Origin of the sequence: Dietzia cercidiphylli (assembly GCF_014145145.1) — a bacterium.
Taxonomy (GTDB): domain Bacteria; phylum Actinomycetota; class Actinomycetes; order Mycobacteriales; family Mycobacteriaceae; genus Dietzia; species Dietzia natronolimnaea.
Window position 1 is genome coordinate 1 of sequence record NZ_JAALEA010000194.1, and the last position, 6723, is coordinate 6723.

Consider the following 6723-nt stretch of genomic DNA (forward strand, 5'->3'; position numbering starts at 1 on the left):
GGTGTGGCCGGGGGTCCACATCAGCGCGATGCCGGGGCCGAGCTCGATGTCCCCGTCGAACACCGCGAACTTGGACCGGTCGACCCCGCCGAGCCCGCCGGCGACGTACCAGGCCCACTGCATGGGGTGCAGGTCCTCGAGGGTGGCCAGTTCGCGCCGGTGGACCAGCAGCTTGGCGTCGCCGAACAGTGGCGTGCGGGGCGCGGTGTCTCCGGGGATCACCTCGGTCGAACCGAGGATCACGCGTGGGTCCTGGACGTGGAGGTGGTCGAACGTGCAGAAGTCCACGTCCTGCGGCGTGAGCCCGACCTTGGCGAGCGCCTGGTTCGGCTCGTTGAAGTACTTGAGGAGCAGCTTGATGGCCAGGGTGCCGCCGGGGATCCGGTCGACGAGCGTCTGCAGGTTGTCGTAGAAGGGCGCCTCGGCGGACCCGGCGGGGACGGTCGGCTCGAACACCAGGGTGCGGGGGCGGCCGTTCCAGTCGTCGTACTGCACCACGATCATCCGGTTGATCATGGTGATCAGCGGCAGGCTGGGGACCGAGACCGCGTTGTTGAAGGCGTACTTGACCGGGTAGGGCGCCGCGGCCACGTCCACGGATTGCACGGCCCGCACCTGCCCCTGCTGCACGAAGCGCGTCTTGTACTCGGCGGCCGCCGCGCGCACGGCCCGGAGGCGCTCGCCGCGGGGCCACACGTCGTGGACGCCGTCGAACTCGGGGATCGACCGCGCGCCGATCTGCTCGAGCATCTGCTCGGACGACTGTTCCTGCAGCTTCTGGTCACTCAACTGGTGTTCGCGCAGCATCATCGCTCCTGTACTACTACGGGCGCCTACTACTACGGGCGCCGTGGTTCTCCGGGTGCCGTGGTTCTGGTGGCTACGTTCAGGATCCGGTGCCCGCGGGAGGAAAACTTGTCTCAGCGCGACAGTCTCGCCCGGCGCCGGAGGCCGCCGGGGGAGAGGCCGAACCACCGACGCACGGCGTGGCTGAGTGTGGACTGTTCGGTGAAGCCGACCAGGTCGGCGATCTGGGTGAACGACAGGTCGGTGGTCGTGATGAACCGGTGCGACCGGTCTCGTCGCAGGTCGTCGACGACCTGACCGTAGGTGGTGTCCTCGACGACGAGGTGGCGTTGCAGGGTCCGGGGGTGGATCGACAGCGAGGCCGCCACCTCGGCGAGGGACGGGACCGGCCCGGGCAGGCTCTCGGCCACCGCCCGGCGGACCCGTCCGGACATCGACTGGGTGGGGTCGGAGTACGACCCCGCCAGGTGTTCGAGGGCGGCCAGGCGGATCTCCTCGTCCGCGGTGTCGAACGAGGCGTCCAGGATGCGCCGTTCGACGCACAGCGCGGCCACGGGTCGGTCGAACTTGATGTCGGCGCCGAAGAACTCCAGGTAGCGGGCCACGGGCGACAGCGGACCGTGGGGCAGCTCCACCGACCGGAGACCCGGACTGCGCCCGAGCAGCTGAACGGCCATCCGGTGGAACAGGCCCAGGCCCAGCTCGATGGCCTGCGGGGAGTACGGCGATTCGGAGAGCCGCTTGCGGTAGGTCAGCGCGATCACGCCGCGCCTGCCCCACGGGTCGTCGTCGACGCCGATCGTCAGGGCGGGGCTGTGGACGAACAGGAACCGCGCCGCGCACTCGAGCGCCTCGGTGGCGGTGGAGCTGGAGCGGACCGCCCGGGCCACCGGACCGAGGATGGAGACGTCCTGGCGATCGGCCAGCCGCAGCCCGAAATCGGGGCAGCCCAGTTCCGCGGCGGCCGCGTCGAGCATCCGGTCGTGCGCGGTGATCGACACCAGCCCGTCGTCGTCATCGAGCACCTCGCGCGCGATGTCATACCGCTCGAGCAGGCGATCGGGGTCTCCGCCGAGTTCGCTGACCAGCGGACCGAAACCGCGCAGGCTGGCGGCGCGGATCAGCGGCTGCACACGATCTCCCCGGCCACCCGCCGACCCGACTCGACCGCCCCGTCCATGTAGCCGGCCCAGCGGGTGGCGGTCTCCGTGCCGGCCCAGTGGATCGGGCCGACGGGGCGGCGGAGGTGGGGGCCGAAGCGGGTCAGGGTCCCGGGCGCGGCGAACGCGCCGTAGCAGCCGCGGCTGTACTCCTCCTCGGCCCAGTCGCGCTCGATGTAGTCGACGGGACCGAGGTCCCGGGGGCCGAAGTATCCGGCGAGGTCCTCCAGTACCTGCGCGCGTCGGTCGGCGGCGGTCATGCGCGAGGCCCGGTCCGCGTGGCGGCCCTCGAGGAATCCGACGAGGACGCCGGGCACGGCGCCGTCCGACGTGCTGGCGTGGGGAGTGTTGTCGAAGACGGTGCCCAGCGGTCGGGTGTCGCTGTTCGCCTGACCGCTCCAGCCGTCGGCACGCCAGAACGGCTCGGGGTAGACGACGTTGATCTTGATCACCCGTCCCATGGGCATCCGCTGGATCAGCTGGTCGCGGTCGCCGGGCAGACCGGGGGAGTAGCGGATCCTCGACGCCAGCGGCGGTGGCACCGCGATCACCACGTGCCGCGCGCTGACCACGTGGTCGCCGGTGCGGACGCGGGCTCCCGCGGCGTCCCAGTCGACCGCGGTGACCGGGCTGTCCAGCATCACGCGGTCCCCGAGCTCCCGCGCCATCTCGATCGCGATCGTCTGCGCTCCGCCCACCACGCGGTCCTGCTGAGCACCACCCTCGGTATCGATCAGCGCGTCCAGTCCGCCGGCGGCCCCGATGTAGAACCCCGCCCACAGCGCGGACAGGTCCTCGGGTCCGGTCGAGAACACGGCCTCGGTGAGGAGACGGAAGAACGCGCGGCCCCGCGGGGTGCGGGCGGTGCGTCTGAGCCAGGTGTCGAACGTCTGCGAGTCCAGGCGCTCGGCGCCGGGCGCGCGCCACGGGTCCGCGAGCGGGACGCGGGCGGCCATGCGGTCGAGACGCCACTGTGTCTGCGCGATGTCGGCGAGGGTGACGGGATCGAGGCGGGGGATCCGGCCGGAGTAGTCCGACCTGGCCCCGCCCACCTCGGCGATGTGGCGACCCGCGACGTGGGTGGGGAAGGTCTGCAGTCCCAACTCGCCGATCAGCGCGAGAATGCGGTGTTGGGTGGGACCGACCCACTGCCCCCCGACCTCGATCGGAGCACCGCCGGGCAGAGTCGCGTTGAGGAGACGGCCCCCGACGCGGTCCCGGGCCTCGAACACCTGCACCTCGTGGCCCGTGCGGGTCAACTCGCGAGCGGCGACCAATCCGGCGATGCCTGCGCCGACGACCACCACGTCCACTGATGAGTCCACCCGTCGCCTCCCCACGGCCGACCGAATCGCAGGCGTGTTCACAGTATTCCTCGCCCCCGGTGGCCCGGGGCGGGACGGTGAACTCGGTGCCCCGGACTCCCGGGGTCTGTCACGCTTGTCGTCATGAACACGGACGGGCGTTCCCTGCCGCGCAACTCATGGCTCTCCAGGGGCGCGCCGCTGGAGCGGTCCGACGCGGCGAGCCGGATCAGCGCCTACATCTACGGCAACATCCTGGTCCTGGCTCGGAGTTCTCGAGCACCGCACCGCACTGCTGCTGGCAGAGCCCACCGTGCTGGTGCGGATCGGCGGCATCGTCTTCGTGATCGGCCGGCTCAACGGCGAGCGGCCCAGTCGGAACCGGCTCATCAGTGCTGCGGCACTCACGGTGGTCGCAGCGACCATCGTCGGGGTCAAGGTCGTTCTGACGCACTGATCCGCGCGCACTGATCCGCGCGCAGTGACCGGCTACCTGCCGAACATCTTCGCGAGGAACCCCTCCTTGGGCGCGGTGGCGTGTCCGGGGCACCGCTGGGACTTGGGCACGCCGGACATCACCTGGTCCACGTGCATTCCGCACCCGGCCCAGGTCGTCTTTCCACAGGTCTTGCAGGTTGCGGGTCGGCACATGGTCGTACTCCTCTGATCGTGGGATGGTCGCGAGGTCCGCGGTCGGTGTGTGGTGCCGTCCGAGCCTCGCTGCCGAGAATACATACCCCCTAGGGTATACGCAACGTGGTCGTCGTTGACTTCGCCGCGACCCGCGTTGACTTCGCCGCGTCGGAGTGTCACTGTATTAAGCACCTAATACAGCAACACGGAATGGGGCGGCGATGCAGTTCGACAACTCATCCCCGATCTGGGTGCAGCTCGTCGAGGAGTTCTCGCGGCGCATCGTGACGGGGGAGTGGCCGACGGGCGCGAAGATGCCCGGGGTCCGGGAGTTGGCGGCCGATCTGGGCGTCAACCCCAACACCGCGCAGCGCGCGCTGGCCGAGCTGGAACGGCTCGAGCTGTGCCGGTCCGAGCGGGCCAGCGGGAGGTTCGTCACCTCCGATGACGCCCGGATCGACGAGATCCGCGCCGACCTCGCCGCCGGGGCCGCCGACGAGTTCATCCGGCGGGTCCGCGGCCTGCGGATGACGCACGACAGGGCGCGAGCACTACTCGACACGAGATGGGATCACCATGACCACACCACTGCCCATGCACACGACGGAGGCGTCTGACGTGAGTACGACCGCCACCCCGGCCACTACACTCGTCGAGGCCTCGGGTCTCAGCATGAGTTACGCCTCCACCACCGCACTGGACGCCCTCGATCTCCAGCTCGCTCCGGGGCAGATCGTGGGACTGCTCGGCGAGAACGGGTGCGGCAAGACCACGCTCCTCAAGATCCTCGCCGGCGTGCTCTCGGGTTACTCCGGCACCGTGCGGATCGACGGCCACGCCCCGGGCCCCGAGTCCAAGGCGATCGTGTCCTTCCTGCCCGACACCAGCTTCCTGCCCGACTCCGCCCGCGTGAGCTACTGCCTGCGGCTCTACGCCGACTTCTTCGCCGACTTCCAGACCGAGAAAGCCCGCGACCTCATCGGGTTCTTCGGGCTGAGCGAGTCCGCGCGCCTCAAGGAGATGTCCAAGGGCATGCGCGAGAAGGTGCAGATCGCCCTGGCCATGTCCCGCGACGCGCGGGTGTTCCTGCTGGACGAACCCATCTCCGGCGTCGACCCGGCCGCGCGTCAGCTCATCCTCGACGGCATCGTCCGCAACCTGTCCGAGGAGTCCCTGCTCCTCATCTCCACGCACCTGGTGCACGACCTCGAGCCCATCCTCGACGCCGCGGTGATGATGCGCCACGGCCGGGTCCTGCTGCAGGGCCACGCCGACGACCTCCGCGGCCAGCACGCCGCCAGCCTCGACCAGATCTCCAAGGAGACCTACCGATGACGACGACACTGCTCACGCACGAGTGGCTGCGCACACGCGGGGCCCTCGGGACGACTCTCGGCGTGATCGCCCTGGTCGGAGTCCTGGGCGGCCTGCTCGGGGCCGCCGGGTGGCCGCTACTGTCCCAGCTCGGACTGGCCCTGGGCATGCTGGCCGCCGTTGTGGCGGTCCCGGCCGTCCAGTTGACCCTGGCCGCCGACTACTGGCGCACCGGCTACGGCCGGACCGGGTACTTCACCCACTCCATCCCGGTCCGCGGGGCGGTCATCTTCTGGGCCAAGCTGGTGTGGGCGATGGTCGCGTCCCTGGCCGCGCTCGTCCTCACCGCCGGGCTCGCAGTGCTCACGTGGTGGTCGGCCGCCCGCCAGTCGGGGCTCACCTCGCCGTCGTACTCCGTCCTGTCCGACGCGTGGACCACGGTGACCACTGCCGCACCGGCCTGGATGATCGCGGCCGGAGTGCTCGTGACACTCGGGTCGTTCCTGATCTGGCCCGTCTGCTACTACTTCTCGGTCTCGGTCGGGCACGAGCGACGGCTGGCCGCGCTGGGTGCCGGCGGGCCGGTCGTGGTGTTCGTCCTGGTCTACGTGGTCACACAGCTGCTCTCGCTGATGGCGATGATCGCTCTGCCGTTCGGCATCTCGATGGGCGCCGGGGGCTCGCTGGAGTTCGTGCGCTTCGACATGATCGGCGAGTTGGCCGCCGGCGCGGCCGCCAGCGACGACGTCATGCCCGTCGGCTTCCTGGCCGCGTCGGTGGTGTTGGTGGTGTTCTGCCTGTGGCGCACAGCGCGCTCGTGGAACCACAGGGTGGCCCTGGTCTGAGACGCACTCCGGCGAAGTATGAGAATAGCTTTGGCGTAGGACCGGGCCCGCGTACTGTTCACCTCATTCGACGGCGGGGTGGGGCACCGGACCCGGCGCCGTCGTCGTCCCTCTGGGGACCCCTCGCCTCCCGGAAAGACCGCCGCCCATGCCGATCGTCCTGCCGTCCACGTCGCATCCGACACTGGCCGAACCGACCTACCTCAGTCCCCCGGTGTGGAAGCCGGTGCTGGCCTGGGCGGGTGTGGGGGTGGGCGCGCTGGTCGTCCTGGGTGGGGCGGCCTCCCTGGCGGACGGCGCCGCCGCGGTCGCGGCGATGGTCGTGTTCGGACTGGCACTCGTCCTGCCGGGCGCATGGTGGTTGTACTGCGAGCACCGGGACAGGGCGCACGCCGATGAGGACCACCGGCTGGACTCGCAGGCCGCGCTGGCCCAGCAGGCGATGGCCGGGTACGTCGCTGCAGATGCGCTCGCCCCACTGACCTGGCACACGCCGCTGACGCCCGTCTCGCGCCGGTGGCCGGTGGTGGGGTCGACGGCGTTCGCGATGATCGCCGGATCCATGATCCTGATGCCCGCCGCGGAGGTCTCGCCCGCCCCCGCGGCGACTGCTGTTCCGGCCACCAGCACCGTGCTCACCACGGCGCCGGTCCGGGCCGC

Annotated in this window: 8 protein-coding genes and 1 pseudogene; 5 read left to right on the forward strand and 4 right to left on the reverse strand. The window is 70.5% G+C overall.

Going from position 1 to position 6723, the window contains the following annotated elements; all coding sequences use genetic code 11:
• The 3 genes from G6028_RS07655 to G6028_RS07665 all read right to left on the reverse strand — a co-directional run.
• Positions 1–807, reverse strand: an 807-nt coding sequence (locus G6028_RS07655) for an MBL fold metallo-hydrolase (RefSeq protein WP_241730622.1), incomplete at its 3' end; no start/stop codon positions are given.
• Positions 808–920: 113 nt separating this feature from the next.
• Positions 921–1940 (reverse strand): AraC family transcriptional regulator ligand-binding domain-containing protein, encoded by a 1020-nt coding sequence (locus G6028_RS07660; RefSeq protein ID WP_182658510.1) that lies wholly within the window; start codon positions 1938–1940, stop codon positions 921–923.
• Positions 1928–3334: a flavin monoamine oxidase family protein gene (locus G6028_RS07665; protein WP_182658511.1), complete on the reverse strand. Its 1407-nt coding sequence runs from the start codon at positions 3332–3334 to the stop codon at positions 1928–1930. Before G6028_RS07665 ends, G6028_RS07660 begins: the two co-directional genes overlap by 13 nt.
• Positions 3335–3415: 81 nt before the next feature.
• Between G6028_RS07665 and G6028_RS07670 the strand changes: the two are divergent.
• A pseudogene (locus G6028_RS07670) lies at positions 3416–3728 on the forward strand (hypothetical protein).
• Positions 3729–3760: 32 nt separating this feature from the next.
• Here the strand turns inward: G6028_RS07670 and G6028_RS07675 are convergent.
• Positions 3761–3922: a hypothetical protein gene (locus G6028_RS07675; protein ID WP_179525725.1), complete on the reverse strand. Its 162-nt coding sequence runs from the start codon at positions 3920–3922 to the stop codon at positions 3761–3763.
• A gap of 203 nt (positions 3923–4125) precedes the next feature.
• Here G6028_RS07675 and G6028_RS07680 point away from each other — a divergent pair, with 203 nt between their 5' ends.
• The 4 genes from G6028_RS07680 to G6028_RS07695 all read left to right on the forward strand — a co-directional run.
• Positions 4126–4521: a GntR family transcriptional regulator gene (locus G6028_RS07680; protein ID WP_182641199.1), complete on the forward strand. Its 396-nt coding sequence runs from the start codon at positions 4126–4128 to the stop codon at positions 4519–4521.
• A 1-nt stretch (position 4522) separates the two neighbouring features.
• Positions 4523–5239 (forward strand): ABC transporter ATP-binding protein, encoded by a 717-nt coding sequence (locus G6028_RS07685; protein WP_338404173.1) that lies wholly within the window; start codon positions 4523–4525, stop codon positions 5237–5239.
• On the forward strand, positions 5236–6063 hold the full coding sequence (locus G6028_RS07690) for a hypothetical protein (RefSeq protein ID WP_182658512.1): 828 nt from the start codon (positions 5236–5238) through the stop codon (positions 6061–6063). Before G6028_RS07685 ends, G6028_RS07690 begins: the two co-directional genes overlap by 4 nt.
• Before the next feature lie 148 nt (positions 6064–6211).
• A partial coding sequence (locus G6028_RS07695; protein WP_182658513.1) for a hypothetical protein occupies positions 6212–6723 on the forward strand: 512 nt, incomplete at its 3' end.